This window comes from Fructilactobacillus sp. YLN 2412 (genome assembly GCF_059488745.1).
In genome coordinates, this window is the sequence record NZ_CM183165.1 from 1,290,002 (window position 1) to 1,316,762 (window position 26,761).

The window sequence follows — 26,761 nt, forward strand, 5'->3', positions numbered from 1 at the left end:
ACAATTCTAATGGATTCTTGGCTGCAAAAGTATCTGTTTGTTCCTACTGTTGCTAGTTTACACTATTTAACGAAAAAGGTCAACATTGGTCAAATGAAGTTAAGCAAAATAAAAAGAATCTACTCCGATTAAAAATCGAAATAAATCCTTAAATTTATTTAATTATCAACTACTTCAGCAATCGCTTTACCCATCCGCTTAATTCCTTCTTTAATTTGGTCGTCATTCATATTAGAGAAGTTTAAACGAAAAGTTCCCGGTTTAATGTCACCCGCAAAGAAAGCTGACCCTGGAACAAAGGCCACGTTGTTTTTAATACAAGTTTCAAATAACTCGTCAGTGTCAACTCCACCTGGAATTTCAACCCAGATAAACATTCCGCCTTCTGGATTACTGTGATGAACATTTTTAGGAAAATATTTATCAATCAGTTCCAACATCAAGTTAGCACGATGTTCATACGCATCTGTAATCTTTTTAACGTGTTTTTTCAAATCAACATCTAACAAGAACTGTGAAACAATGTACTGGGTTAAGTTATCCGTATGCAAATCAGCATTTTGCTTCATTAAACTGAAATGATCCATAAAACTCTTATCGGCTACTAACCATCCTAGTCGCATTCCCGGAGCTAAAATCTTAGAAAATGAACTTAGATAAATGACACCACCATCTTTGTCATAATGTTTTAATGGTGGCAATTGTTTCCCAGCGTAACGAATTGCTCCATAAGGATCATCTTCAACGACTGGAATCCCAGCTTCTTTGGCAACTCGTACTAATTCTTTACGTCGCTCTTCTGTCATTGTTCTTCCAGTTGGATTTTGGAAATTAGGGATGGTATAAATAAATTTAGCCTCTGGATATTTTTTTACTGTTTCAGCTAAAGCATCAGTTTTCATCCCATCTTCATCCATGGGAACCCCGATTAATTTTGCTCCATAAGAATTAAAAACATCAATGGCTGCTAAGTAACTTGGGTCTTCAACAATAACTACATCACCTGGATTAATCATCATTCGAGCCACTAAATCAATTGCTTGTTGCGATCCAGTTACCACCCCAACATTTTCAACTGCAACGTCAACATGACGATCTTTCATTAACTCTGTAATTTGTTCTCTTAATTTTGGATAACCTAAAGTTTGAGCATACTGTAAAACTGAACGTCCATATTTATCAAAAACTTTGTCAGTAGCAGCTTTCATTTCAGCAACCGGGAACAACTCGGGAGCTGGCAATCCACCACCAAATGAAATTACATTTGGATCAGCAGCTGCCTTTAAAATGTTAGCTGTAGCGTTTTCAGTACTGGTTGGAACACTATTTGCATATCTAAATTTCATTTTTTTATCCCCGCTTATTTTTGATGGTATTGACGCATTTGTTCTGCTAAATGAACTTCTTGTGTTACAAATTCATGAGTGCGACAAACATAATCATTATCACGACCGACTTTAGCAATGTAACCATTGATATAATCAACTTCGGTTGGACGACCTTTCGAGAAGTCTTGATACATAGATGGATAATGATATTTAAGTTTCACACATGAATCAAGCACACTTTGAACTTGTTGCTGACGATCTTCAATCATCTTAATCCCAGCTCGTTCACAAGCATCATGGGCTTCGTTGAATAATTGTTTGGCCATGTCTTTGGCACCTGAATATTCACCAAACTGGCCCATGTTAATTTCAAACATAGTACAAAGCGTGTTACATACAGCATTAAATGAAACCTTTGTCATACACATTCCCAACCAATTATTAGTCATTTCTGGTCCAAGCGTTGCAGCCTTTAAATCATCATAGAACTGGTTCATTACTTGATCTGGCTTTTTATCATTGTAAGGTGCCATGTGCATTGCTTCACCATTCTTAGGACCCATGAAATCAACATCGCCAGGTCCATTCAAAACGGTGGCAATCATAGCCGTTCCAGCGATCATCTTATCTTTATCAAAATACTTTTCAATTTTTTCAAAATGACCTAATCCGTTCATAGCAGAAAAAGCATATTGATCAGGATGAAACAATCCAGCCTTAGCATCACGTTCTAATTCTTTTTCCAATTGCATTTGCTTTTTGAAAATAATCCAAACATCTGGATGACCTTTATATTCCTCTGGATAATAAATATTAATTGGTACTAAATGCTTATCCTGATGATCTCTTGAAACTTCCACACCGCCTTGTTTACGAACTTGTTTTACATTTGGTTCCCAAGTATCAATAAAATCAACATCTACTCCGGCATTTTCCTGCAATAAAACACCATACCGATAACCCATTGCTCCTGCACCAATAACTCCATATTTCATCATCTTTTCCCCCTTATGAATCTAACAAAAAAGCCCGCTCAGCAATCAATGCTGTTTAGCGAGCTTTTTAAAATTCGATAAAAGATTTTAAAATGAATTTGGTTAGGCTAATAACCCTGCTCGGTAAACTAACATTGATTGCCAATGTATCTAGCCGAGCACTAATAAATCTTCTCTGCGTAGATACGGATAACCCATCCGCATCAACACACAATGCGAATGGCTACATTAACACAAAGAAAATAATAATTTTATTATTTTGAAAAGCAGCTTTATTAGTCATTGTTAAAATTCCTTTCTTTTAAGTTGTTATAATTTAACCATTACTCTAAAAACATGTCAATAACTTTTCTTAAATTATTTTAAAAAATCTAAAAATGCTCTGCTTTTTAAAACAATATTACTACTTAAAACAACCTCAAAATGATATAATTAAAGAAATAGAACTGATGAGGTGATCGAAATGACAGAGAATTATAAACGTATTTTAGCTCCTGTCGATGGTGGCGAAGATACAATGCCAGTATTGAAACGAGCAATTGAAGTAGCTAAGCAAAACAACAGTCACTTAGATATTCTCAACGTTATTCAAGTTACACAATTTAACCGAAACTATGGTAATGCCGTGTCTGCGGATGCTGTTTACAAATTAACTGATCAAACTAAAGAAATTTTGGAAACTTTAAAGCAAACCTGTGTTAAAGATGGTTTGACTGATGTTTCGATTCATATGCGTTTTGGTAATCCAAAGAAAATTATCGCACAAGAATTTCCCAAAGATCATAATGACGATTTGATTGTAATGGGAGCAACTGGCTTATCTGCAGTTGAACAATTAGTAGTTGGATCAGTTACCAGTTATGTGATTAGAACTGCTAAACAAGACGTTTTAATCGTTAAATAATTTAATTTTTGGTCTATCACTAATCTGATAGACTTTTTTTATGGAGTATTTTATGCAAACCTGGCGTTATGATTTAACCATTCCAAACGCATATGATGGAAAAACAGTTCGCGACTATTTAAGTCAATATCTTTATTTGCCTAAACATTTAATTTTTTCACTGCGTCGAACCCAACGAGTCATAGTAAATAATAAATATTTGCCAATGAATTTCAAATTACAGGTTGGAGACCAACTTCATTTAGAATTTAGAGCTTCTGATTTTAAAAATGCTCATCCAAAAGTCATTCGCGATACAAGTCAATCTGTGCAAGTATTATTTGAAAATCAAGATTTTTTGATTATTAATAAACCACGTGGTTCCAAAACTCATCCCAATCAACCGCAGGAGCAAGGTGCCGTGATAAATTTTGTGGCTGAATATCTCAAACCAAATCCCCCTTTTATCATTCATCGTCTCGATCAACAAACTAGTGGTGCTTTGATTTTTGCCAAAAGTCCCGCTGTCGTACCTGCATTGGAATACATGTTGCGTGAAAAAATCATTCAACGAACTTATTTAGTCTGGGTGAGAGGTAGATTTTCACATGAATGCGGGACAATTTCTACTCCAATCGGGCATGATTCTAATGACCAGCGGAAACGAATGATTAATGGACTACATAGCCAACCAGCGGTTACTCACTACCAAGTTCAACAGATTACGAACAATTATTCCTTATTAAAAGTTAATTTAGAAACCGGACGAACCCATCAGATTCGTGTCCATCTCGCTTCTCTTGGACATCCGGTTGTTAATGATCCCTTATATGATCCGCAAGCTAATCTCAATCAACCAATGTTGTTGCACTCTTGGCAAGTAAAAATGCCAACTCCATTTTATTATGAATCTATAATGATTACTGCACCGTTACCACCTGAAATGAAAACAATAAAATAAGTACATTAAAAAAGTCACTAATCACTTAGCGGCTTTTTTACATGTTTATTTTGATAATAAAGATTAATTAATTAGTCTTCGTTACGATGATCTTTGGCATCAACTTCACGAACTTTTTTAACTAAATCTAAATCAGCTGGAGTAACTTTAAGTTCTGAAACAGCTTCTTTAATTTTGTCAGAGAAAGTAGCATGTGGGTAGAATTTGGCTGGAATAGTTTCGATATCACCAGTTTCAATAACACGAACATGACGAACACCTTCTACATCAAGACGGAAAGTAGCCAAATCTCGATACATTACTTGATCTTTATTCATAAGTGATTCTTTAACAACATCAGTAATGTCACTTAAAATTTCTTTAGTAGCTGCTGGTGATTTACCTAACTTGCTTGCTACTGCTTCAGTGAATTCATCATAAGTAGTAGTGTGTCCATTCATTGGTAATAAAGCCATAATGTCATACCTCCATAATAATATTTTTAGTAATATGACCATTCATATTACTCACCTGCATACTAACATGCTTAACTAATATCGTTTAACATGTCGACTTAGATTTATAAGAAAAATAAAAAGCTCGCCATAGCGAGCTTTTACTTTATCAAATTATTAGAATCACTTATTCACCCTTAGGAATTTTCCAAAAGCTGTTTTTGTTATGGGTATCCATGTACTTCTTAAACTCTTTAGAATGGTAAGCCTTATCAACGGCTTTCGCCCATTTCTTATCTTTGTCCTTTTTGTTGATAGCTGCAACTAAGTAATAATCTGGCTTAATATCTTCAGATAATAACATCGATTTAGTTGGAATCTTAGCTGGATAAGCAGTCGATCCTGGTAAAATCACATAATCAAAATCGTTTCGAGAACGAGGAATGGTAACATCCTGCATTGCAGTAATTTTCAAATCATCTTTATTGGAAGCGATATCCTTACTAGTAGCTTTAATGGGATTAACTCCCTTTTTCAAAGTAATTAAGTGCGCCTTTACCAAAACATTGTAAGCTCTAGCCATATTGGATGGATCGTTTGGAATCGCAATCTTATCGCCTTTAGAAATATCTTTTAAAGATTTCTTTTTAGCAGGATAAATCCCGGTTGGAACCGTTGGAATTTTAGTTAAAGCGGTTAAATGAGCATGTTTTTCTTTATTAAAATTATCCATATAAGCTGTGTGCTGATCAACATTTAAATCTGCTTCACCATTATTAATCGCAACATCTGCTAATGATAAATCACTAAAAGATTGGTTTTGAACGTGATAACCTTCTTTTTCCAAAATTGGCTTTACTCCATGAAGAAATAAGTCACTATATGGCCCAGGTGATGAAGCTAGCCGAATCGTATTGGTTTCAGATTTGTGTGGTTTCACAATAAAAGTAAATACAAATGCTAACACCAAAATCGCTGCCAGTCCGCCATAAAGATATTTCTTGTTAAATTTCATGTGTTTAATCTCCCTTTAAATTACGTTCAGCAATCATCCTTATTTTAACTAAAAAGTTTCAACATGATTGACCACCACGAAACTTCCCAAATAACTTGGTTAATCGATTATTCATTTAAAATTCCCTTCGTAAAAAAGACCGATGACTATTCACATAGACATCGGCCTTTTTCGACTAATAAAAGTTTATCAGCACTGTTGAATGTCAATCTGAATTAACTCAAAAATTTAGCATATACTAACAAATGAGAAAATTCATACCAACGATTCACTCATTTATTTTTTGACATAAAATAACAACAGCACATTTTCATTTTATTAATCCTCCTCGAATTTTTTTAAATTATAACATCGTTTAAAAGGAAAGTACAACATTTGTTTAAGATTTATTTAAATATTTCATAATCTGTTGCACAATTTCTTCTGGGGTCAAGTCATCGCAGTGAATTATTAAATCAGCACACGCATAATATTGTTCATTTCGGGAATTTTTCAATTGACTCATCGTGGTTTGATTTAATTGGCTGGCCAGTGGCCGCTCTAAATCATTTTTAATTCGTACATAAGCAGTTTCTGGTTTCACATCTAATAAGATGACTGGTGCGGCGTAGTCGGTTAATAACTGAGCGTTATCTTTATTAATTGGTGTTCCACCACCCGTCGCTAAAATTCCATCTTGTTCTAACTGTCTTTTTAATTCACGTTGTTCCAGTTCGCGAAAATAAGTTTCACCATGCTCCGCAAAAATTTCTGAAATTGATTTCCCAGCTACTTTCACAATTGCTGCGTCCAAATCGGAAACCGGCAGTTGCATTTGTACGGACAGTAAACGACTAACCGTGGTTTTTCCACTGCCCATAAAACCAATCAAAACAACTTCCATGATTATTCCCTCCTTGTCACTGAATACTTAGATGCTAATAATTCCTGTGCTTGTTGCAAATCTTTCTCACTACGAAATGTTAACTGTAAAACACCATTAACGTCTTCTCTAATCTCTAAAATATGCAGATTAACCAAATTAATGTTGGCCTGCTGTAACCGTTGCGTAATATCAGCTAATACTCCCACTTCATCTGGCAAATCTAAAAACAAATCATAAAATCCAGCAATTTTGCCAATGTGATCAGTACCTAATTTATCTCGGCTTGTTTTAGCTTTTTCGAAATATGTTTTAATCGCAGTTGTATCTCTTTGATCAATCTTATGTTTGATATCAGTTAAAACATCTAGATATTGTTGTAGCTGCGTACTGATTAAATCTGCATTATTCAGCAAAATATCATTCCACATTTGTGGATCAGCCGAAGCAATCCTAGTAATCGACTTAAAACCACCCGCTGCTAATCGCATTCCCATTGGTTCATCTGCAAAAACAGCTTGAGTTTGATTCACTAACCCAGCTGCAATTACATGAGGAATGTGGCTAATCTGTGCCACAATTTTATCATGTTGTTTAGGAGTCACTGTCAGCCACTTTGCCTTAGTAGCCTGCAATAATTTTTGGATTTTTTGTGCCGCAGCTGATTCATCAGTCCCCACTGGGATTTGAAAGTAAAATGCGTTTTCAAACAACTCTGGTGTCCCAGCTCTCACACCGGTTTTATGCGATCCCGCCATGGGATGACCACCGACAAACGTAGCATCCGTTTTAGCAAAAACAGCTGCTGCTTTCATTACAGTTTGCTTAGTACTTCCGACATCCGTAATGATAACGTTGGAACGTAGCTGCTGACGTGCTAATTTTTCAATATCTGCAATAATTTGGTCAACTGGAGTAGCCAAAAAAATAAAATCAGCTTGTCCCGCTAGCTCTAAATCATTGCTGCTTTCATCAATTATCTGATGTTGTCGCGCATACTGAAGACTTGTTGCATTTTGATCACTTCCAATGATTTTGACATCTGGATTAGCTTGTTTAATCGCTCGTGCAATTGAGCTGCCAATCAATCCAAGACCTTTAATAAAAACAGTTGTCATCAAATTCACCTCTTACAATAATTGTTGTAAATCAGTAAAAAAATCTGGATAGGAAACCCCGATGGCTGCTTCATTATCAAGTGTCATTGATCGCTCAGCTTTTAATGCTGCAATCACGTCCATCATCCCAATCCGATGATCCCCATAACTATCAAGATGAGAATCTTGAATTCTCCAATCTGGCTGACCTTGAATTATCATTCCATCAGGTAATTCATCTACTTGAACCCCCAACTTGCATAATTCATTACTAACGGCTTGAATTCGATCTGTTTCTTTAACCCGTAATTCAGCAGCTCCAGTAATTTTGCTAGTTCCAGATGCGGTTGCGGCTAACAAAGCAACTAGAGGCAATTCGTCAATTAACGCAGGAATCTCGGCTTCCGTTATTTTAATCGGATGTAGTTTACTGGTTTTTACATGTAAATCTCCAAATGGTTCGCCTGTCGTTTCGTGTTCAACCACTTGAATATCAGCTCCCATTTTTAACATCGTCGTTAAAATGCCGGTTCGAGTCGGATTTAAGCTAACGTTTTTTAAGGTAATTTCGGAATTAGGAATAATCGTGGCTGCCACCATGAAAAAAGCAGCTGACGACATATCACCCGGAACTTGAATTTCCTGACCAACTAAATTGGGATGGGGTTGAACTGTGATTGTTCGCTGATCAGTTGCCGTTTCAATCTCTGCACCAAACTGGCGCAGCATAATTTCGGTATGATTACGAGTAGGCAATTTTTCAATAATAGTAGTTGGTTTGTCAGCTGCTAAAGCTGCTAGAATCAAAGCACTCTTAACCTGAGCACTAGCAACCTGTAACTTGACTGTGTTGCCATGCACGGTTCCCCCAACTACTTGAGCGGGCAAAGTTCCTTTTTCTGCTAACTTTACTTGAACACCTAGCTCACTTAATGGTACGCTGACCCGTTTCATTGGACGTTTGCTAAGCGACTGGTCGCCGATTAAAGTTGATGTAAAATTAGTCCCCGCTAATAATCCCATCATTAAACGTGTCGTTGTTCCAGAATTTCCCATATCAAGTGGAATTGGAGAAGGATATAAATGTGTTATTCCTTTTCCATGAACTACCACTTCGTCTTGATTCCGTTCAATTTCAACGCCCAAATCTTGAAAGGCTTTGAGAGTACTCAAACAATCTTGACCAGCTAAAAAATGATGAATATGAGTTGCTCCCTGACTAATCGATCCAATCATCAAAGCCCGATGAGAAATACTTTTGTCGCCAGGAACAGCTAAGGTTCCATGTAATCCTTGTTGAGGAGCTTTACTAAGCGGTTTCATAATCGTTTTCTCCCTTAATGTAATAAAGACACCAAATCATTGGTACTTCTAATTGCTGCACTAAATGATCATTTTGTGTAAGATTTTTTTGATTAGTTAAAACTACGTCACCATCTTTTAAATAACGCTGGTAAGCCTGAAATTTACTATCGCAAAGTCGAATTTCTTGTAATTCTGGGCATAATTGTCGCAATAAATCAGCCGTGGCTGCATGCGTATAGCCAATTTGCGCGTTTTTATCTTGTTTTTTTACCAAAACCAAGGGATCCAATTGATGAATAAAAGTTTTTTGCAATTGCAATTGATCCAGATAACGATAATGAATTTGTCCCCAACTCAAACCAGTTGTAGATTGAAATGCCGCTGGTATTAATAAATAGTCACCACGATACTGCTGTAAATTATGAAGAATCTGCTCATAACTTTGGTGCAGTTCAATCTGAATGGACTGTGTGATTTCAATATTTTGATAATATTCAGCAGCTGCATTACTATCTGTTGCTGCTGGACCTAGCGTATGCAATTTCATAGTCTTAACCTTACTTTATTAATAATTTTCTAGTTCTGCACGATATGCCTTAACTTGTTCCTGTAACCGTCCCAAATTGCTAGCATCAAATGTTTCGGTAATCACTTTTACCATTTCAATCGCTATCACGCTCTCAATCACAATTGAGGCTGGAACAATCGCAGTCGTATCAGAGCGTTCAACGTTAGCTTTCTTAATTTCTTTTGTATTTACGTCAGCTGTTTGTAAGGGTTTGTATAAAGTAGGAATTGGTTTCATAGCAGCATTCACAATCACAGGCATGCCATTAGTCATTCCGCCTTCAAAGCCTCCAAGATGATCACTCATGCGACCCCAACCATCGTCTTTTTCCCATTCAATCGGATCCATGACCTGACTACCTGGTTTTTTTGCTGCCGCAAAACCTTCGCCAATACTGACACCTTTCATGGCATTTACTCCCATAACCGCATCTGCTAACTTTGCATCTAATTTAGTATCCCAATTCACGTAACTGCCTAAACCAGCGGGAACGTTTTCCACAATTACTTTAATAATACCGCCAAAAGTATCTCCATCGCGTTTAGCCTGATCAATGACCTGATGAATTTCTTCAACCTCATCTTGATCGACCATCCGCAAATCATTTTTAGTAATCGCTGCTTCAATTTTAGCTACATTTTCTGTGGGGTTAAATTTACTTGGAGTGGCTCCAATTTGTTGTACAAATCCCACAATTTGAATTCCTAATTGCCGCAATAATTGTTTGCAAATATTACCAATTGCCACTCGCATAGCAGTTTCACGAGCTGAAGACCGTTCCAACACATTCCGTAAATCGCGATGACGGTATTTCATTCCCCCAACTAAATCAGCATGACCGGGACGAGGACGTTCTACCTTCCGCAACGTATTTTCTGGAGTCGCTTCAGAAGTAGGATTCATAATTTTATCCCAATGTGCATGATCACGGTTTTTTACTACTAAGGCAATTGGACTTCCTAAGGTCACAAGATGTCGAACTCCGCCAACAATTTGAACTTGATCATGTTCAATTTTTTGACGATTACCACGACCGTATCCTCCTTGTCGACTTGCCAGAGCTGCGTTAATCTCATCAACGTCTAACTTTAAACCAGCGGGCATGCCTGTAATAATCCCTGTTAATTGTGGTCCATGTGATTCTCCTGCTGTAACGTAATCCATTTTATTCTCCTTTGTCTGCTTCAGACTGTCGTGTTTCTGCCATAATTTTTTGATAAATTGAACTTAAATGTTTCTGCTCGGAAACATCAGTAATCGTTAGATTAACATGTTGCAATACTTCTATTTCACGTCCTTGATTTAAAATTGGTAATTGATGTTGTTGTTTATATTGAGCGATTTTATGAGCTACTTTAAATCTTTGGTGTAACAAAGTTAATAATTGCTCATCAATTTCATCAATTTGAGTACGCCACGTATTTAATTCACTCATAATTTATTCCTCTTTTCTTGTTTTCATTGCTAATTGCACCAGTAGTATTAGACAGATTCCAACTAGTCCAATAATTAAATCAAAGCCAAATGCTGCTCTGATACTCTGTTTTGATAACCAACCAGTGATAATAGGGATGGTAAAGGAAGCAATACTCCCAAAAAAGTAGAAAATCCCAGTGATTAAACCGCGTCGATGAGGATAAAGTTGCATGAAAAGCGTTAAACCAGTCTGCATTACCCCACCGGCAGCACAAAAACCAAAAATCATGGCACAGATACCAATCACAATAATAGAATGACTTAAAAAGATTAATAGTAAAGATAAAAAGGCTGTCAAATTTAGAGCTAGCAACAATAAAATTTCACGAACATGATGTTTTAATAAGAGATAAAGTACTAAAACACCACAAATTGATCCAATACTATAAAGCGACATCAAAAACTGTGCTTGTCCCATGCGAAAATGTAAAAAGGTATGAGCGTATAAACTAATCCATTGCGTAAACAAAATCATTAAGGCCATCGAAGTGTAGCCGTAACCCACTAAACTAATAGTAGCAAGTAATTTTCGTCCACCAGTCAGATTAGTAACGTTAACATGATCAGACTGAACAGCCACATTCGGTTGTGGGAATTGTAAAAATAACATGTTGACTAAATTAAGTAAAAGCAATCCAGCCATAATTACAAACGACCAACCAAACCAAAGTCCATGACCAGCTAGGTACGTTACAATCAAAGGCAAAATGAATTCTCCGACTGACATAAAAGCCTTTAACAACACCGTTGATTGTCCTTCGCCATCATTAATTTCAACTAAGGTTGTGTAGGTACCAGCATCTAAAGCTGAATTAGCAATTCCTGCTAAAATTGCTAGTCCATAGGCAATCACAATCTGATGTGTAACCACCATCCCAACTGCAAAAATCAAGTAACACAGCATCCCAATGTAGACAAACATTTTTCGACTTAACCGATCAGCTAAGGCTCCTGTAATTGGGTAAGCAATCAGTCGACCAATTCCAATCCCAGAAATTACATAAGAAACGACCGCAACTGTTGTCATCCAACTGGACGCTAATGATAAAATATTTTGTGCTAAAATAACGAGAGCAAAGCCGTGAATAAAATAATTACAGTAAAGTCCTAATGATAAATGATTTTTTTGCCGTTTTGTAAGTTGTTTTTCCACGTGTATCCCTCCTCATGATTAAATCAAAATAAAAAGCCAGCTATTCTAACAAGGTCGTTGTTAGTCTAGCTGGCTCTTCTTTATTAATTTCTTAAAAGAAAAACTAATGAGAAAGTGACATTAGCAATCATCAATGACCCAGCTAGATTAACATTGAATGTTAACGTACCTAGCCGAGTACAACCAATCAGCTCTGCCTAGATACGAACGTCACCGTTCGCATCCCAAACAGGAATCCGAACGGTTACATAAACCAAGCAAAGCTATAATAATTAGCATTCAATCGTGCTAAATTATGTTTAGTGTTATGTAACCAATCGCTAATAACCATTATCTTGTTTCCCCTCTTTTTAGATTGTTTTAATTTAAACACGAATAAAAAATGATGTCAATATGTTTTTTTGGTTTTAAGTCGAATTATTTAATAAAAACATTTAATTTGTTCGTGATTTTCTTTTTATTTTTGATAAGTTCTAATCTTTGGCGGTTGATAATTTTCCATAAAATCATAAATTTCATCTAATGAATCTGAAAATAATAACTTCTGAAGATCAGCAGAAGTTAAAAATTCTTTCTTAGTCATTTCATCGAAAAATTTCTCTAAAGAATCATAATATCCCGCTACATTAAATAACACACATGGATTATCATTATCACCAATACGAGTCCAAGAATAGGCTTCAGAGATTTCTTCTAAAGTTCCAGGACCACCTGGAAGTGCAATACAACCATCAGACGCTTCAATCATTTTTCGTTTTCTGATTGACATATTTTCAACCACTTCTAAAGAAGTCAGATTAGCTTTACTGGCACCTCGTTCAACTAACTCATGCGGCATAATCCCATGAACCTTACCGCCTAATTCCAACACAGTACTAGCTAAAAGACCCATTAATCCGACCCCGCCACCACCGTAAACTAATTCTAGTTGATGTTCAACGAGCCATTTGGCTAATTGTTTGGTAGCTTGTTGATAAATAACATCATTTCCTGCGGATGCTCCGCAATAAACCGCAACTGCTTTCAATTTTAATCACTCCTTTGCTTATTGATTATACTACTTAAATATTTGGACAAAAAAAGAGAACTCAAATTAATGAGTTCTCTTTTCAATTTAATCAAAAAATTAAATTATTTGTTAACTGGTTTGAATACCCAATTAGTAACTTCTGGTAAATCAGTACCTTCTTCACGAATGTAGTGATTGTGCTTGTCAATCCAGTCGTTCATTTCTTGAATGAATTCAGGATTCTTTTCAGCCATACCAGGAATTTGTTCAACAGCTTGTTTAGCTAAATCAAATCTGTCTAATTGGTTAAGTACACGCATGTCAAATGGTGTAGTAATGTCACCATTTTCTCTGTAACCGTGAACACTAACGTTCTTGTTTTCACGATCGAAGAAGATAGTTCTGATAATATCTTCGAAACCATGGAAAGCAAAGATAACAGGTTTGTCAGCAGTAAAGTAACTGTTAAATTCTTCATCACTCAAACCACGAGGGTCCAACTTAGGATTACGTAATTTAAGTAAATCAACAACGTTGATGTAACGAATCTTCAATTCTGGGAAGTGTTCGTGCAAGATGTCGATAGCAGCCATAGTTTCTTCAGTTGGTTCAACACCAGCAGAAGCCATAACTACATCTGGTTCGCCATCTTGATCAGTTGAAGCCCAATCCATACGGCCAAGACCATTTTTAACAAGGTCAGTGGCTTCATCAATAGTAAACCATTGTGGACGTGGGTGTTTTGAAGTGGTAATCAAGTTAATCTTTTCGTAACTTTCCTTACCGAATGCTACATTAGCAGTTGCTAATAATGTGTTAGCATCACCAGGGAAGTATTCACGAATGAATTCAGGTTTCTTTTCAGAAAGGTGAGTAATCATACCTGGGTCTTGGTGAGTGTAACCGTTATGATCTTGTTGGAATACAGTTGATGAATCAACAAAGTTTAATGCAGGAACTGGTTTTCTCCATTCAAGTTCAGAAGCTTTTCTCAACCACTTGAAGTGTTGTGTAAGCATTGAATCCACTACACGACCGAATGCTTCGTAAGTTGCGAAGAATCCATGACGTCCAGTCAATACGTAACCTTCAAGCCAACCTTCGTCAGAATGTTCTGATAATTGTGAATCGATAAGACGACCATAGTGAGCCATGTAAGCATCATATGGAGGGTCGATTTCACGTTCCCATTGACGACCAGTAGTTTCAAAGACATGCCATAATCTGTTAGACCAAGTTTCATCAGGACCAAAGGCACGGAAGTTGGTAGGATTCATTTTCATTGTGTCACGAACCCATGATGACCAAATAACCATATCTTGAGCTTTAGTTGAACCTGGAGTTTGAACATCTAATGCATAATCACGGTAGTCAGGTAAGTCTAATGGTTTAGCATCAATACCACCATTAGTAATAGGGTTAACTGACATACGTTGATCGCCCTTAGGTGCTAATTCTTTTAAGTAATCTTTAAGAGAACCGTCTTCATTAAATGAATCTTCTGGCTTGTAACTTTCCATCCATTTAACAAATTCGTTAGCAGTACCCATATCATCTGCACTAAGAGGTAGTGGAACTTGGTGAGCTCTGAATGAACCTTCGATTGGAAGTCCTTCAGCATTGTATTCTGGACCAGTCCAACCCTTAGGTGAACGGAAGATAATCATAGGCCATTGTGGTCTAGTAGCAGTTTCTGCAGTTTGATTTTCACGTGCGTTCTTTTGGATTTCTTTGATGTCTTCAATTGCTGAGTCCATAGCTTTTGCCATGTTTACGTTAGTTTCAGCAACATCAGTACCATGAGGTTCGTTAGTTTCAACGAAGTATGGTTTCCAACCTAATCCTTCAAAATACTTCTTCAAATCTTCATCTGAAGTACGATTAAAGATAGTAGGGTTGGCAATCTTAAATCCATTTAAGTTAATAATTGGAAGTGCAGCACCATCAGTAACAGGGTTAATGAAAGTACTTGAGAACCATGAACCAGCCAAAGGACCAGTTTCTGATTCACCATCACCGATTTCAACAGCAGCAATCACGTCAGGGTTGTCCATAATAGCACCAACACCATGAAGAAGTGAGTAACCTAATTCTCCACCTTCGTGAATTGAACCTGGAGTTTCAGGAGCAGCATGTGATGCAACTCCACCTGGGAATGAAAATTGTTTGAACAATTTAGCCATTCCTTTTTCATCAGCACTAACTTCAGGGTAGATGTCTGAATAGCTTCCATCCATGTATGAATTAGAAACCATAACTTGACCACCATGACCTGAACCTTCAACATAAAACATGTTTAAGTCATACTTGTTAATTACACGGTTTAAGTGGGTGTAAATAAAGTTTTGTGAAGCAATAGTTCCCCAATGTCCAATTGGTTTAACCTTAACGTCTTTAGAAGTTAAAGGTTCCTTTAATAAAGGATTAGAACGTAAGAACAATTGACCAACTGATAAATAGTTGGCAGTGTTCCAGTATTGCGTCATTTTGTCAAAATATTCTTTAGAATTATAATCTACTGACATGCAATAACACTCCTTTTTTAATAATCATTAACCAAACGGCTAAATAATATAATGTGAATAAGCCTAAAATTCAAGACTCAACTACACCATCTATCTTAACAATTTTTATCGAAAAGTCAAACAATTTAGAATTGATACGTACCAATTTTAACCGTTGTGTCACTTATGTTGTCAACGCTTTCACGGATTTAATCGGGTAAATTAACAAAGGTATTGTAACTAAAGTATTTATAGTGAACACGCATATCAGAAATTTCAAACGGCGTACCGTTGTCCAAGAAAAAAATCCCTTCCATAATTCCCACCGGTTCAATAGTTTTTAATCCTAATAATGCTTGATCATCAGCTGTTGACGGCTGAGCTTCTAATGACATAAATGCTTTAGTTCCAGTACTATGTAACTCTTTAGCAAAATAATCAAATAAAGATCCTTGTACAATTTCCTTAGTTAAAGATGGTGCAATTTTAATTGGAATATAGCTGGTTTCAATAATGATGGCCTTGTCGTCCAATAAACGCAAACGTTTAATTTCATAAACAAACTCACCATCATTTAAAAATAGATCCTCTTTAATCTCAGCTGGAGCTGAAATAACCTTAAAACTTAATACTTTAATACTAGGCTGATACCCTTCTGTCTTTAGGTTATTCGTAATCCCTAAATTAGATCCTTCATACCGAAAAATTGATTTATTTTTTAAATACAAAGGATTCACAAATGTTCCAGAGCCTCGCTTTTTAAAAATAACTCCTTGCTGTGCTAAAATACTAAGCGCTTTTTTTATAGAACTGCGACTAACATGATATTCGTCACTCAATGTGCGCTCATCTGGAAGTCGATTAGCTTCAAAATCATTTGCTTTGATCTTATCTTTTAAATTTTGCATTATTTTTTTATAAACTAAATCTGCCACAGAATAACCCCTAACTCAAACTATCTTTATAAGCAAAGTATAACAGAGTACAAAAAAGGATTCCCAACTAATCGGAAATCCTAATCATAATTATTTAATTATTTATTTTCTTCATTTGATACTTTTTTAGCAAATTCACGATCTGATTTATGAATATCGTAAAGAACCCATGCTAATAAAGCAAATATCAAAACGTTCGTAGTCCAAGCAATAATATTAGCAGTATTAATCTGTTGGGCAGTTGGGTTATCACCGAAGAATCCTTGAACTGCAGAAGGCATATTGTAAATGTTAAGGAATACTAACATCAATACTGAAACCCATCCAGCGACTTTAACCCAAAGCGAGTTAGCAAATCGTTTTCCGTGCATTTCAACTTTACTATTAGTAAACATTAATAATGGCAACATTGAAAATGGTAAGGCAATCGCTAAGAAAACTTGAGAGTTTTCCATTAAATCATTGATTGCCGCATGTTGGGCCAACTCTGATTCTCCAGCTGTCATTAATACACAAATCAAAACTGGAACAATCGATAGTAAACGAGTTACTAAACGACGAGCCCAAAGTGGCATTCTCATGTGAATGAAACCTTCCATAACTACCTGACCAGTCAAAGTACCAGTGATAGTTGAGTTTTGCCCGGATGCTAATAAAGCAACTGCGAACAAGGTTGAAAGAATACCAGTTTTAGCAACCTCTGCTAACAAACCATTAGTCATAATAGCTGGATCTTTTAAAGCATCATATAAACCAAAGAATGAGGTATCTTTAACAACCCCAGATTTGAAAACTGCCACACCCATGATTAACAATAAGGCATTAACAAAAAATGCCATCGTTAATTGAATGTTAGAATCAAGAGCTGAGAACTTAACCCCACGTGCTACATCATCCTCATCATCATGATTCACTTTACGAGTTTGAGAAATAGCAGAATGTAAGTATAGGTTATGAGGCATAACCGTTGCACCAATAATACCAAGACTACCAGTTAATGGTGACATCCCATGAACTACAGGAGTTTCTTTAACAGTCTCAACGCTAGGAACAAGTCCTTTAAGAACCCCTAACCAATCTGGTTTTGATAAAGCAACTTCGTATGCAAAAACAACGAAAATTACTAAGATCAAAGCACAAACTAAGGCTTCAATTTTTCTAAATCCAATCGAAGTTAATAACAGTAATACCAAAACATCAAGAACGGTAATTAAAACCGCAATTACAATTGGAATCCCAAATAACAGATATAAGGCAATTGCTCCACCAATAACTTCGGCGATATCAGTTGCCATTATGGCTAATTCAGTTGAAATCCAAAGCACAATCCCTAGCTTTTTACTAGTCCGAGCTCGAATCGCTTGTGCTAAATCCATTTGCGTCACGATCCCAAGTTTAGCTGCCATGTATTGCAATAACATCGCAATCAAACTTGAAATCAAGATAATAGACATTAGCATGTATTGGAAATTTTGTCCCCCAGTAATTGAAGTTGCCCAATTACCTGGATCCATATATCCCACTGCAACTAATGCTCCGGGTCCTGAATACATAAACAATGTTTTCCAAAATCCGATGTTCTTTGGAACTGTAACGGTACCATTAATTTCGTCTAATGATTTACCGTTAGCATACTCAATTAAATGAGCTTTTTTCTTTTCTGCCATATACACAAACATCTCCCTTTCTTTTATTCATCATAATTGTAACCTATACCCCTTTAAAAGTCATTAAAAATTTTTTCAGAAAGCTTAATATGATAAACTATGATGTTGAGGTGAAGAAAATGTCACATAAAAAGAATAAAATTCATAAAACATTAGTCGAACAAATTTTAGATCAGCATAAAATTCCATACAAGCAAATTATTTTCCCCACCTACGCAGATGGTGACGTCGAACAAATTAACGCTGATGAATCAGATTATCCTCAACATCAAATTTTCAAAACACTGGCATTAACTGCCAAAAACAGTGGCCCATTGATTGGAGTTGTACCACTTGATGGTCGTCTCAGTTATAAAAAACTAGCTAAAGTTTCTGGCAATAAAAAAGTCGGGATGGTTCCACTTAAAGACTTAGTCAAAACTACGACCTATGAACATGGTGCCAATACTCCGATTGGAATTTATGAAAAAAAGGGTTATCCAATTTACTTTGATAATAGTGCCAAGGAACAAGGCGAGATCCTAGTATCATCTGGACAGATTGGTCGTTCTGTATTGGTTAATGCAGAAGAGATTGCTAAATTAGTTCACGGAAAATTCGCTGATATCGTTGAATAATTGTTTATATTATAAGGTAGAAAACAGAACACAAACAAAGGGTCTAACTATTAATTTGATAGTCAGACCCTTTGTTGAATCATAATTATATATGTAGAACCATTAATCTAGTTTCCATTAGCAGCATCATATAAACGTTGCGTTACCATGCTCCCAAAAGTTTGCGTTCCATTCATATTTCCCATATATTATGGATTACTATTATCTGGGGTAATATTGTATTCTCAATTACCATTATTTTCAGAAACTATTTTTTGGGCTTGTTCTTTAGTATAAGTTTTAGCGCTTGGATCGTTCACCCAGTTTCTTTTAATATCATCATTCGAATCATTTTGATTGCTAGATTGATCTGAAACATTATTGGAAGTATCATTATTTTTAGTTTGTTGCTTATTCCGAGATAAATAAATTCATATTAACCAATTACTATTTCTATCCCATTAGTTCCTATGATATTATTGTAAAATAGTTATGTATGATAGCAAATACGAATAGGAGAAATACTTATGATTATCTTTTTACATGCTTTAGTTGGAATGATTGCTTTTATCGGAGCCGGTGCTTTAGGAACTAGCTTTTCCGGTCAAATCAACCAACTTTCACCCATTCAAAAATGGTCACTAATTACCACCGTATCCGCCATTGGTTTAACTGCTGTATTAGGACTTTACTCTGTTGCTGGAATTCCCAGTGCAGCATTATCATTACTTTTTTTGATTGCTTTTGAATACGTTTGTTTCTTCAAAAGTGCTAAGGAAGATGCTTAATTAGATAAGTTAAAAATGAAAAAACCGTTAGATTTGATTGTCAAATTTATGTTGTTAGTCCATAAAGTTGGACGAATTATTTAGTTTTTCTAGGAGACAAGTTTTCGATATTTAATCGGAGACTTGCCTCCTAGTTTTGTTTTAATACAAAAATTACTATAATAATAAATCCAATTCCTAACGGAATTGATTAATTCTTCTTTCGTATTAAAATTGTTTCCTATTTCAATTTTTAAAAGGTGAAAAAATGATTAAATAACCGCATTATCTAAACAGGTTGCTTTAAGCGACATGCTTTGGGTGATGTGGTTTTTCTTTAAAAATTTATTTAAGCGTTTATTTTGATAGTGAACTCCTTGATTAGTAATGAAAGAATCTTTTGAAGTGTTTTTTAGGTAACTTCAAAATAGCTTTTTTAATTGGTAAAAAGACGGAATTAAAATCTCGATGGTCGCTAATATTATATGAAATTATCTCTCCAGAAAATAGATCTAACACTGGACTTAAATAAATCCGCTCACTTACATTTTGTTTTCCATATCTTAGCTCTGTGGTATCTAATACTAACTTTTGAAATGGAATTGATGTATTGAATCGACGATTCAATCTATTTTAAGCCTTTTACCAACATTACCTTTGTAAGAACTATATTTTCTTTCCAAAAGCTGATGATAAAAGGTTATATTTTTCATAATACAAAGAACCCGTTTGTGATTAATATTATAGCCAGCGTTATTGAGAGCCATCTTAACTCTTCTATAACCATAATTAGGATTGACTTCTTTAATGTCGGTTATTAATTTAATTATATTTTTATCTTTGTCTATTGATTGCGACGAAGTCGCATAGTAATAATTACTTCTAGGTAACTTAACAGCTTTTTAAATGAAGCTAAGACTAACTTTGAATTTATGCCTTAGATCATCAATTACCATTACTTTTTCTTGGTTTGTTTTTGATCTAAGGCTTTCAGTTTTTTTAGATATTCATTTTGAATTCTAAGCATTAAGTTTTCCTCTTTAAGCTGTTTAAGTTCGTCATCTTTTGATAATTTAGTTTGTTTTGTTACTTTATTTTTATTCATTTTGGGATTACCTCGTTTTCTTGATAATCCGATTATACCTAATTTATCAAACTGGCGTTACCAAAAATAGATGGTACTTTCTGAATATATTTTAAATTTGTTGCACAATTCCGATAAAGTACAATTATTCGAATTTTTATAGTTTAATACTTTAATTTTAAATTCGACAGAATACTCTATCCGATGGCGGTTTTTACTAGTAAGCATTCCAAAATTTTCATTTTTAATTCTATTAATCCATTTTAAAATAACTGATTTTTAAACTTTATATTTTCTGGCCAACGTAGTTAACCAAGTACCAATGAAATATTCTTTTATAATTTGCTGTTTTAACTCGTAATTTATTTTTGGCATAACAAAACCCTATATGTTTATTATAATTATTACTATAGCCAATAAATAATAAAAAAGATTTTATTTTAATAACATAATATATTTGCTATTATAATTAACATTGATGTTAACTTAGTAAATTTTAGGAGAGATTTTTAGGAGAGATGATGAAGTGAATGTTATAAAAAATTACTTATACAACATGTCGTACCAATTGTTTGTCTTAATAGTTCCATTAGTTACTACTCCTTATTTGGCTAGAATATTAGGACCAGAGGGGGTTGGAATTAACACGTATACTAGTTCTAATATGCAATATTTTATAATATTTGGAAGTATTGGAGTAGCTTTTTACGGTAATAGGCAAATAGCATATGTAAGAGATGACAAACAAAAATTAACAGATACTTTTTATGAAATATTTTTAATGAGAATGGTAACAATTGCAATTGCATATATTGCATTTTTTTTATTTTTAATAATAATACACAAATATCATGAGTACTATATTGCACAATCTTTTTCTCTGTTGGCTGCTGCTTTTGATATATCTTGGTTTTTTCAAGGTGTAGAAGATTTTGCTGTAACTGTAATACGTAATTTTATTGTAAAAATAATAACCTTAATTAGTATATTTACACTAATTAAGTCATATGATGATTTAGGTTTGTATATTTTACTTCTTTCAGTATCACTTCTAATAGGTAATCTGACTCTTTTCCCAAACTTAAAAAAATTTATAGGTAAACCAAATTGGACAAATTTTCATTTATTTCAACATTTTTGGCCATCAATGGTACTTTTCGTCCCAGAAATTGCTACTCAAATTTATTTAATTGTAAACAAAACTATGTTAGGTGCTATGACGACAGTTAAAAACTCAGGATATTTTGAACAATCAGATAAAATTGTAAAAATATCTTTAGCAATCGTAACAGCTACTGGTATGGTAATGTTACCTCATGTTTCAAATGCTTTTAATCAAGGCAAAATAGAAAAAGTAAAAAAATACTTATATTCTACTTTCGAATTTGTAACTGCTTTATCAATACCACTTATGTTTGGGATTGCATCAGTTTCGTCTACTCTAGTCCCACTCTACCTATCTAATAAATTTTTGCCAGTTATCCCTCTTATGATGTTAGAGTCAATTGTAATTATCTTAATTGCTTGGAGCAACGCAATTGGAATTCAATACTTGGTTCCAACAGGACAAAATAAACCTTATAATTATTCAGTTATTATAGGTGCCATAGTTAATATTATCGCAAATGTCCCTTTGATAATTTTATGGGGTGCAATTGGAACAACACTTACAACAATTTTGTCTGAATTATTAGTAACCATGTATCAAATTTACGCTATTAGAAATCAAATTAATCTACAAAAATTATTTGAAGGATATTATAAATATTTTATATCAGGAATAGTCATGTTTTTAATAGTATTTACATTAAATATAAATTTAAAAACTTGTTGGACTTCATTAATTATAGAAATTTTAATTGGAATGATAGTATATGGAATAATGTTATTAATATTTAGACCAAATTTAATAAAAAATGCTATAAGTTATATTATAGATAAAATTTAATTATATTAGAACAAAAAATCAGTTGCAAATTTCAGCAACTGATTTTTTTGTTCTAATATTTATAAAGCCAAATAATAATAAGTCTAATGAAAACTATATTGCAAATGATAACAATTATGATATAATCATTTTATAGTAAATGATTATATTTATTATAGTATAAATGAAATGAGGTGATTATATGAAGACATTAACCCAAAATCAAGCACTTAACATTACAGCTGGTGGAAAACATTACCATAGTGTATGTAAGAAAAAATGGGGATGGTTCGTTTATTGTTATACAATTTATAGTTAAATAATTAACAAAAAATCCCACTATAACGATTTTTTAACCGTTATAGTGAGATTTTTGGTTATTTAGAATTTTTAAGCTTCTCACAAAACACACTCTATAAACTATATAAAAACATAGAATGTTATAAGGAGACTAGAATGAGATATAGCCACACCATTCAACATGAAAATTATGATTGTGGATATGCTGTTATAGAAACTGTACTAAAAAGATTTAACATAAATCATAATTATATCGAAAATAAAATAGAAAAATATAATACATCAAAAAAACACGAGTATCTTCAAGGATTATCACTTTTAACTATCAAAAAAATTTTATATTCTTATGGGTTAAAATCAGAATGTTACGAAGTGGAAAATTTTAAACAGTTATCATTTCAAAAAATGCCAATAATTGCAAGAGTTTCAAACAATGGAATTCCTCACTACATTGTTATCCATAAAATAAAATCTAAGAAAATATTAATATCTGATCCTAGTGAACAAAAGATTAAATATATTAGATTAAGTGATTTCAGAAAAATATTTACAGGCTATGTCATCTGTCTTGATAAAAATCAAAAACATCTTCTAAAAAATAATCAAAAAACATTTTCAAGCATTCTTCTAAAAAAAATTATTAAAGAAATACCTTTATTTAAAAAAATAAAATTAAGCATTTGTTTAATATTAACTTTTATATTACCAATATTTTTAACTCAATTTTTGGCATTATTACTTGAAAATTATTTAAGCACACTTAATTTAATTAATTTTTCGGTACTAATTATTATTTCAGCCATTTTTTTGATCATATTCTACAAAGCATTAAACTTTATTGTTTCTGAACAAATTAATCTAAAAAACAATATACAAAATAAAATTATAAATTCTTTTTATATAAATGAAATAAACAACATTGATTCTAAAAATGACATCGATTCAATATCAGCATATTTTTGGAATACTTTAACAGCAATACAAGGATTAATTAATAGATTCTTTCTAACATACTATCTTATTTACGTTATTTTTCTTATAATAATGTTATTTATTTACAATCAAATATTAGCATTCATATTAATATTATGGTGTTTAATAATAGCAATATTTTTGAAGAAATATGCAGTAAAAATCAGCAATAAGTTCCAAGAAAATTTAAAGAGTTCAAACTTATATGCCAGTACTTTTGTAAAATTCATACAATCAAATTTTGATTTAAAAGCTTTTAATTATGAAAAAAATGCTATACAAGACTTAAATAATGAAATGAATTCATATTTTAGAAAAAACTTAGATTACGCAAAAACTGTTATAGGATTTCAAACATTTATTCAAGGTTCCATAACAGGAATGATGATTAGTTTAATTGCTGTATATATATATTTATATAACCATTCCCAAATAACTCTTTCAAGTGAAATTGATAGTGGAATATATTTATTATTTATAATAACTTCTGGTTTTTCAATGATTTTTAATGAATATATAGGATATGTTCAAAGTAAAAATTCAATTGAATACCTTAATAGAAAAAGATTTTTTAAAGATAAAGAACAACCAATTATTAAAGAGAAAAAAAATAAAACCATACAAAAAATAAATATAAATAATTTAATATTTTCATATAAAAATAAAAATATATATTATCCCAATATAACATTTAAAAATGACAAAGTTAATATAATAAGTGGTGAAAATGGTGTTGGAAAATCTACACTTTTAAAAATAATATCAGGAATGATAATTCCAAAAAGTGGAAATATTTCTATACAATTAAAAGAAAAAAATATAAATATTAAAAATTTATCTAATAATATATCATTTTATAGTCATGAAATGACTTTATTTGATCAAACTGTATTAAATAATTCTATATTTAATGTTTTTTCTAAAAAAACTGTTTCTAATTATAATAAAAATAAGTATAAGGAACTAAAAAGCAAATTAAACATTGATTTACCCGATAATCATATGATTTCTTATCATGGGGAAAACATATCTTTAGGACAAAAACAAAAAATTTTAATATTAAGAACACTTTTAAAAGATAAGCCTATATATCTTTTTGATGAACCAACTTCTAATTTAGATAAAAATAGTAAAATAGAATTTTATAAAATAATACAATCTTTAGTTTCAAATAAAAAAATAATCATTATAATAACACATGATAATTTTCTTAAAATTCAGGAAACAAATAAAATAAATATTAAGGGTTAAACCTCATGAAAAAAAATTTCTTATTTACAATGCTATTATTAATTTCAATTCCACTTATTGTTTTTCTATTTAATAGTATAAATATTAATAAAAATAAAGTTAAATTTCAAAATGAAAATCTGACTTATCTAGAAAAATTATCTAAAAAAAGAGTCATATTAGTATATTATGGTTCATCAAGTTGTGAAGCATGTAATTCTTATTATCCTAATCTTTATAAATATGCTAAAAAAAACAAAATATTTGTTTATTATGTAAACGCTACCTCAAAAAATAACGATTTTGCAAAAAAATATAATCTAGAATCAACGCCAGTAACCCTAATTATATATAGAAAAAAACAATACCAATATATAGGAAATCAAAACGCTTGTGAAATAAAACAAATATTTAATAAATATAAATCGTTGGAGAAAATTTATAATGATTAAATCAAAAAAAATATGTCCATATGCAATAATATTAATATTATTAATATCAATTTCACTAAATTATATACAAAATGAAAAAAACACAAAAATAAAAACAGAATTAAATGAAAAACCAAAAATATTTGAAGAATTAAACACATTAAACATCAGTACATTAAAAACAAAAATGAAGAAAAATCAAACTTTCATAGTATATATTGGAAAAACCAGTTGCTCAGATTGTCAAAAATTTGATCCAAAATTAATATCATTTTTAAAGACAAATAATTTAGAAAACAATGTCTATTATGTCGATATATCAAAAATTAGAAACAATAAAGCTAAGTGGAATGATTTTATAAAAACTTATAATATAAAATACACTCCAACTATCGCTTTAATAAAAAACAAACATACTTATAAACAAATTGGTTGGACTCCGGAAAGTGGTATCAATAATAAATCCATATTTAAATTTATAAAAGAAAATGTATAAATCTATCATTAACAACTAATAAAATTTTAGTATATAAACTTTATAAACAATAATAATCATTATATATTAATCTTTTAATTTAATAAGTTAGTAAATTATTTTTAGTGTATATAATAAAAAATCAAAAGTTGTTACAACTTAATAAGATTAATAAATCATTTAAAAAAAATCAAAAATAATTTTTATTTTTGATGTCACTTTTAATTTCATTAATTTCTTCGTCTTTATTTTTTTCATTTTCTGTATATCTAACTGATATATCTTCATTACAAATAATAGAAAAAAGTTCTGGTAATAATCTTTGTGTTTTAGCTCTATTGGATTCAGTGACATGCTTAGTATTCTTATTGCGCCAATCAATTAAGCCATCATAGTATATCGCGTTTGGATTTTCCAAATAGTAAGCATCAGCTAGCATTTTTCTATCATAATTATTAGTATCCACCCCTACAAAATTATCATCAATGTATTTAAATAAATTAAATGGTTTAAATTTATTCTCAAGATTATATTCTATTTCAAAAAATAATGTTACTTCTCTATATTTATTTTCATTTAAAGGAATTTCTATTTCAAAATTTTTGTTAGTATCTATGTCTAAGTTTTCATTGCTACCTCTTTTAAAGAAAACAAACTTTCTTCTATCTTTGTCTAAAACCTGAAATAACATTGTAAATAAATTATTATTATAATCAAATTCAACAATTTCAGTAACATATCCATTTTCTTTCATAAAATTTTTAAATTTGTTAAATTTAAAAGCCAT

General features: G+C 32.5%; 27 protein-coding genes. 8 read left to right on the plus strand and 19 right to left on the minus strand.

Going from position 1 to position 26,761, the window contains the following annotated elements; translation table 11 throughout:
• Positions 1-158 precede the first annotated feature (158 nt).
• Positions 159-1,346 (minus strand): aminotransferase-like domain-containing protein, encoded by a 1,188-nt coding sequence (locus tag AC0GLR_RS06560; RefSeq protein WP_495604654.1) that lies wholly within the window; start codon positions 1,344-1,346, stop codon positions 159-161.
• 14 nt (positions 1,347-1,360) lie between these two features.
• Entirely contained in the window at positions 1,361-2,323 is a 963-nt protein-coding gene (locus AC0GLR_RS06565) for a ketopantoate reductase family protein (protein ID WP_495605431.1), read from the minus strand.
• Positions 2,324-2,786: 463 nt separating this feature from the next.
• Between AC0GLR_RS06565 and AC0GLR_RS06570 the strand changes: the two genes are divergently transcribed.
• Positions 2,787-3,227: a universal stress protein gene (locus tag AC0GLR_RS06570; RefSeq protein WP_054646591.1), complete on the plus strand. Its 441-nt coding sequence runs from the start codon at positions 2,787-2,789 to the stop codon at positions 3,225-3,227.
• Positions 3,228-3,279: 52 nt separating this feature from the next.
• A complete protein-coding gene (locus AC0GLR_RS06575) occupies positions 3,280-4,167 on the plus strand; it encodes an RluA family pseudouridine synthase (RefSeq protein ID WP_495604655.1) in 888 nt (295 codons plus the stop codon).
• 71 nt (positions 4,168-4,238) lie between these two features.
• Here the strand turns inward: AC0GLR_RS06575 and AC0GLR_RS06580 are convergent, their stop codons facing one another.
• The 13 genes from AC0GLR_RS06580 to AC0GLR_RS06640 form a co-directional block, all read right to left on the minus strand.
• Complete coding sequence (locus AC0GLR_RS06580; RefSeq protein WP_495604656.1) at positions 4,239-4,622, minus strand: HU family DNA-binding protein; 384 nt, start codon at positions 4,620-4,622, stop codon at positions 4,239-4,241.
• A gap of 166 nt (positions 4,623-4,788) precedes the next feature.
• Entirely contained in the window at positions 4,789-5,616 is an 828-nt protein-coding gene (locus AC0GLR_RS06585; RefSeq protein WP_495604657.1) for a MetQ/NlpA family ABC transporter substrate-binding protein, read from the minus strand.
• Positions 5,617-5,995: 379 nt separating this feature from the next.
• The gene (locus AC0GLR_RS06590) at positions 5,996-6,499 is read right to left on the minus strand and encodes a shikimate kinase (protein ID WP_495604658.1); all 504 of its coding nucleotides are present in this window, start codon (positions 6,497-6,499) and stop codon (positions 5,996-5,998) included.
• Between the two features lie 2 nt (positions 6,500-6,501).
• On the minus strand, positions 6,502-7,596 hold the full coding sequence (locus tag AC0GLR_RS06595) for a prephenate dehydrogenase (protein WP_495604659.1): 1,095 nt from the start codon (positions 7,594-7,596) through the stop codon (positions 6,502-6,504).
• 12 nt (positions 7,597-7,608) lie between these two features.
• Entirely contained in the window at positions 7,609-8,898 is a 1,290-nt protein-coding gene (gene aroA, locus AC0GLR_RS06600) for a 3-phosphoshikimate 1-carboxyvinyltransferase (protein WP_495604660.1), read from the minus strand.
• Entirely contained in the window at positions 8,885-9,427 is a 543-nt protein-coding gene (locus AC0GLR_RS06605; protein ID WP_495604661.1) for a hypothetical protein, read from the minus strand. Before AC0GLR_RS06605 ends, aroA begins: the two co-directional genes overlap by 14 nt.
• A gap of 18 nt (positions 9,428-9,445) precedes the next feature.
• Complete coding sequence (gene aroC, locus AC0GLR_RS06610; RefSeq protein ID WP_495604662.1) at positions 9,446-10,612, minus strand: chorismate synthase; 1,167 nt, start codon at positions 10,610-10,612, stop codon at positions 9,446-9,448.
• A 1-nt stretch (position 10,613) separates the two neighbouring features.
• Positions 10,614-10,883: a chorismate mutase gene (locus tag AC0GLR_RS06615; protein WP_495604663.1), complete on the minus strand. Its 270-nt coding sequence runs from the start codon at positions 10,881-10,883 to the stop codon at positions 10,614-10,616.
• A gap of 3 nt (positions 10,884-10,886) precedes the next feature.
• Complete coding sequence (locus AC0GLR_RS06620) at positions 10,887-12,077, minus strand: MFS transporter (RefSeq protein WP_495604664.1); 1,191 nt, start codon at positions 12,075-12,077, stop codon at positions 10,887-10,889.
• A gap of 457 nt (positions 12,078-12,534) precedes the next feature.
• Positions 12,535-13,104: an LOG family protein gene (locus AC0GLR_RS06625; RefSeq protein WP_495604665.1), complete on the minus strand. Its 570-nt coding sequence runs from the start codon at positions 13,102-13,104 to the stop codon at positions 12,535-12,537.
• 104 nt (positions 13,105-13,208) lie between these two features.
• Positions 13,209-15,611 (minus strand): phosphoketolase family protein, encoded by a 2,403-nt coding sequence (locus tag AC0GLR_RS06630; RefSeq protein ID WP_495604666.1) that lies wholly within the window; start codon positions 15,609-15,611, stop codon positions 13,209-13,211.
• 188 nt (positions 15,612-15,799) lie between these two features.
• A complete protein-coding gene (locus AC0GLR_RS06635; protein WP_495604667.1) occupies positions 15,800-16,525 on the minus strand; it encodes a GntR family transcriptional regulator in 726 nt (241 codons plus the stop codon).
• 98 nt (positions 16,526-16,623) lie between these two features.
• Positions 16,624-18,192 (minus strand): Nramp family divalent metal transporter, encoded by a 1,569-nt coding sequence (locus AC0GLR_RS06640; RefSeq protein WP_495604668.1) that lies wholly within the window; start codon positions 18,190-18,192, stop codon positions 16,624-16,626.
• Positions 18,193-18,311: 119 nt separating this feature from the next.
• Here AC0GLR_RS06640 and AC0GLR_RS06645 point away from each other — a divergent pair, with 119 nt between their 5' ends.
• Together AC0GLR_RS06645 and AC0GLR_RS06650 are read left to right on the plus strand one after the other, a co-directional pair.
• The gene (locus AC0GLR_RS06645) at positions 18,312-18,809 is read left to right on the plus strand and encodes an aminoacyl-tRNA deacylase (protein WP_495604669.1); all 498 of its coding nucleotides are present in this window, start codon (positions 18,312-18,314) and stop codon (positions 18,807-18,809) included.
• A gap of 506 nt (positions 18,810-19,315) precedes the next feature.
• Positions 19,316-19,576, plus strand: a complete 261-nt coding sequence (locus AC0GLR_RS06650; protein WP_495604670.1) for a hypothetical protein — start codon at positions 19,316-19,318, stop codon at positions 19,574-19,576.
• 89 nt (positions 19,577-19,665) lie between these two features.
• On the opposite strand, the gene AC0GLR_RS06655 is transcribed toward AC0GLR_RS06650, so the two are convergent.
• The 3 genes from AC0GLR_RS06655 to AC0GLR_RS06665 form a co-directional block, all read right to left on the minus strand.
• Positions 19,666-19,806 carry an IS3 family transposase gene (locus tag AC0GLR_RS06655; protein WP_495605432.1) on the minus strand — a complete coding sequence of 47 codons (141 nt, stop codon included), beginning with the start codon at positions 19,804-19,806 and terminating at the stop codon, positions 19,666-19,668.
• A gap of 372 nt (positions 19,807-20,178) precedes the next feature.
• Positions 20,179-20,403 (minus strand): IS3 family transposase, encoded by a 225-nt coding sequence (locus AC0GLR_RS06660; RefSeq protein WP_495605433.1) that lies wholly within the window; start codon positions 20,401-20,403, stop codon positions 20,179-20,181.
• A 107-nt stretch (positions 20,404-20,510) separates the two neighbouring features.
• Positions 20,511-20,660, minus strand: coding sequence for a hypothetical protein (locus AC0GLR_RS06665; protein WP_495604671.1), 150 nt, complete (start codon positions 20,658-20,660; stop codon positions 20,511-20,513).
• A gap of 505 nt (positions 20,661-21,165) precedes the next feature.
• Between AC0GLR_RS06665 and AC0GLR_RS06670 the strand changes: the two genes are divergently transcribed.
• The 4 genes from AC0GLR_RS06670 to AC0GLR_RS06685 all read left to right on the plus strand — a co-directional run bounded on the left by AC0GLR_RS06670 (position 21,166) and on the right by AC0GLR_RS06685 (position 25,995).
• Positions 21,166-22,587 carry an oligosaccharide flippase family protein gene (locus tag AC0GLR_RS06670; RefSeq protein WP_495604672.1) on the plus strand — a complete coding sequence of 474 codons (1,422 nt, stop codon included), beginning with the start codon at positions 21,166-21,168 and terminating at the stop codon, positions 22,585-22,587.
• A 435-nt stretch (positions 22,588-23,022) separates the two neighbouring features.
• On the plus strand, positions 23,023-25,089 hold the full coding sequence (locus tag AC0GLR_RS06675) for an ATP-binding cassette domain-containing protein (protein ID WP_495604673.1): 2,067 nt from the start codon (positions 23,023-23,025) through the stop codon (positions 25,087-25,089).
• A gap of 5 nt (positions 25,090-25,094) precedes the next feature.
• Complete coding sequence (locus AC0GLR_RS06680) at positions 25,095-25,520, plus strand: thioredoxin family protein (RefSeq protein ID WP_495604674.1); 426 nt, start codon at positions 25,095-25,097, stop codon at positions 25,518-25,520.
• Complete coding sequence (locus tag AC0GLR_RS06685) at positions 25,513-25,995, plus strand: thioredoxin family protein (RefSeq protein WP_495604675.1); 483 nt, start codon at positions 25,513-25,515, stop codon at positions 25,993-25,995. The genes AC0GLR_RS06680 and AC0GLR_RS06685 overlap by 8 nt, the downstream gene beginning before the upstream one ends.
• Before the next feature lie 169 nt (positions 25,996-26,164).
• Here the strand turns inward: AC0GLR_RS06685 and AC0GLR_RS06690 are convergent, their stop codons facing one another.
• Positions 26,165-26,761: a DUF6037 family protein gene (locus AC0GLR_RS06690; RefSeq protein ID WP_495604676.1), complete on the minus strand. Its 597-nt coding sequence runs from the start codon at positions 26,759-26,761 to the stop codon at positions 26,165-26,167.

Bases quoted from the DNA above. Each gene is read 5' to 3' on its own strand.
- AC0GLR_RS06560 (WP_495604654.1), bottom strand. From the start codon at position 1,346: ATGAAATTTAGATATGCAAATAGTGTTCCAACCAGTACTGAAAACGCT.
- AC0GLR_RS06565 (WP_495605431.1), bottom strand. From the start codon at position 2,323: ATGAAATATGGAGTTATTGGTGCAGGAGCAATGGGTTATCGGTATGGT.
- AC0GLR_RS06570 (WP_054646591.1), top strand. From the start codon at position 2,787: ATGACAGAGAATTATAAACGTATTTTAGCTCCTGTCGATGGTGGCGAA.
- AC0GLR_RS06575 (WP_495604655.1), top strand. From the start codon at position 3,280: ATGCAAACCTGGCGTTATGATTTAACCATTCCAAACGCATATGATGGA.
- AC0GLR_RS06580 (WP_495604656.1), bottom strand. From the start codon at position 4,622: ATGGCTTTATTACCAATGAATGGACACACTACTACTTATGATGAATTC.
- AC0GLR_RS06585 (WP_495604657.1), bottom strand. From the start codon at position 5,616: ATGAAATTTAACAAGAAATATCTTTATGGCGGACTGGCAGCGATTTTG.
- AC0GLR_RS06590 (WP_495604658.1), bottom strand. From the start codon at position 6,499: ATGGAAGTTGTTTTGATTGGTTTTATGGGCAGTGGAAAAACCACGGTT.
- AC0GLR_RS06595 (WP_495604659.1), bottom strand. From the start codon at position 7,596: ATGACAACTGTTTTTATTAAAGGTCTTGGATTGATTGGCAGCTCAATT.
- aroA (WP_495604660.1), bottom strand. From the start codon at position 8,898: ATGAAACCGCTTAGTAAAGCTCCTCAACAAGGATTACATGGAACCTTA.
- AC0GLR_RS06605 (WP_495604661.1), bottom strand. From the start codon at position 9,427: ATGAAATTGCATACGCTAGGTCCAGCAGCAACAGATAGTAATGCAGCT.
- aroC (WP_495604662.1), bottom strand. From the start codon at position 10,612: ATGGATTACGTTACAGCAGGAGAATCACATGGACCACAATTAACAGGG.
- AC0GLR_RS06615 (WP_495604663.1), bottom strand. From the start codon at position 10,883: ATGAGTGAATTAAATACGTGGCGTACTCAAATTGATGAAATTGATGAG.
- AC0GLR_RS06630 (WP_495604666.1), bottom strand. From the start codon at position 15,611: ATGTCAGTAGATTATAATTCTAAAGAATATTTTGACAAAATGACGCAA.
- AC0GLR_RS06640 (WP_495604668.1), bottom strand. From the start codon at position 18,192: ATGGCAGAAAAGAAAAAAGCTCATTTAATTGAGTATGCTAACGGTAAA.
- AC0GLR_RS06645 (WP_495604669.1), top strand. From the start codon at position 18,312: ATGTCACATAAAAAGAATAAAATTCATAAAACATTAGTCGAACAAATT.
- AC0GLR_RS06650 (WP_495604670.1), top strand. From the start codon at position 19,316: ATGATTATCTTTTTACATGCTTTAGTTGGAATGATTGCTTTTATCGGA.
- AC0GLR_RS06665 (WP_495604671.1), bottom strand. From the start codon at position 20,660: ATGAATAAAAATAAAGTAACAAAACAAACTAAATTATCAAAAGATGAC.
- AC0GLR_RS06675 (WP_495604673.1), top strand. From the start codon at position 23,023: ATGAGATATAGCCACACCATTCAACATGAAAATTATGATTGTGGATAT.
- AC0GLR_RS06680 (WP_495604674.1), top strand. From the start codon at position 25,095: ATGAAAAAAAATTTCTTATTTACAATGCTATTATTAATTTCAATTCCA.
- AC0GLR_RS06685 (WP_495604675.1), top strand. From the start codon at position 25,513: ATGATTAAATCAAAAAAAATATGTCCATATGCAATAATATTAATATTA.
- AC0GLR_RS06690 (WP_495604676.1), bottom strand. From the start codon at position 26,761: ATGGCTTTTAAATTTAACAAATTTAAAAATTTTATGAAAGAAAATGGA.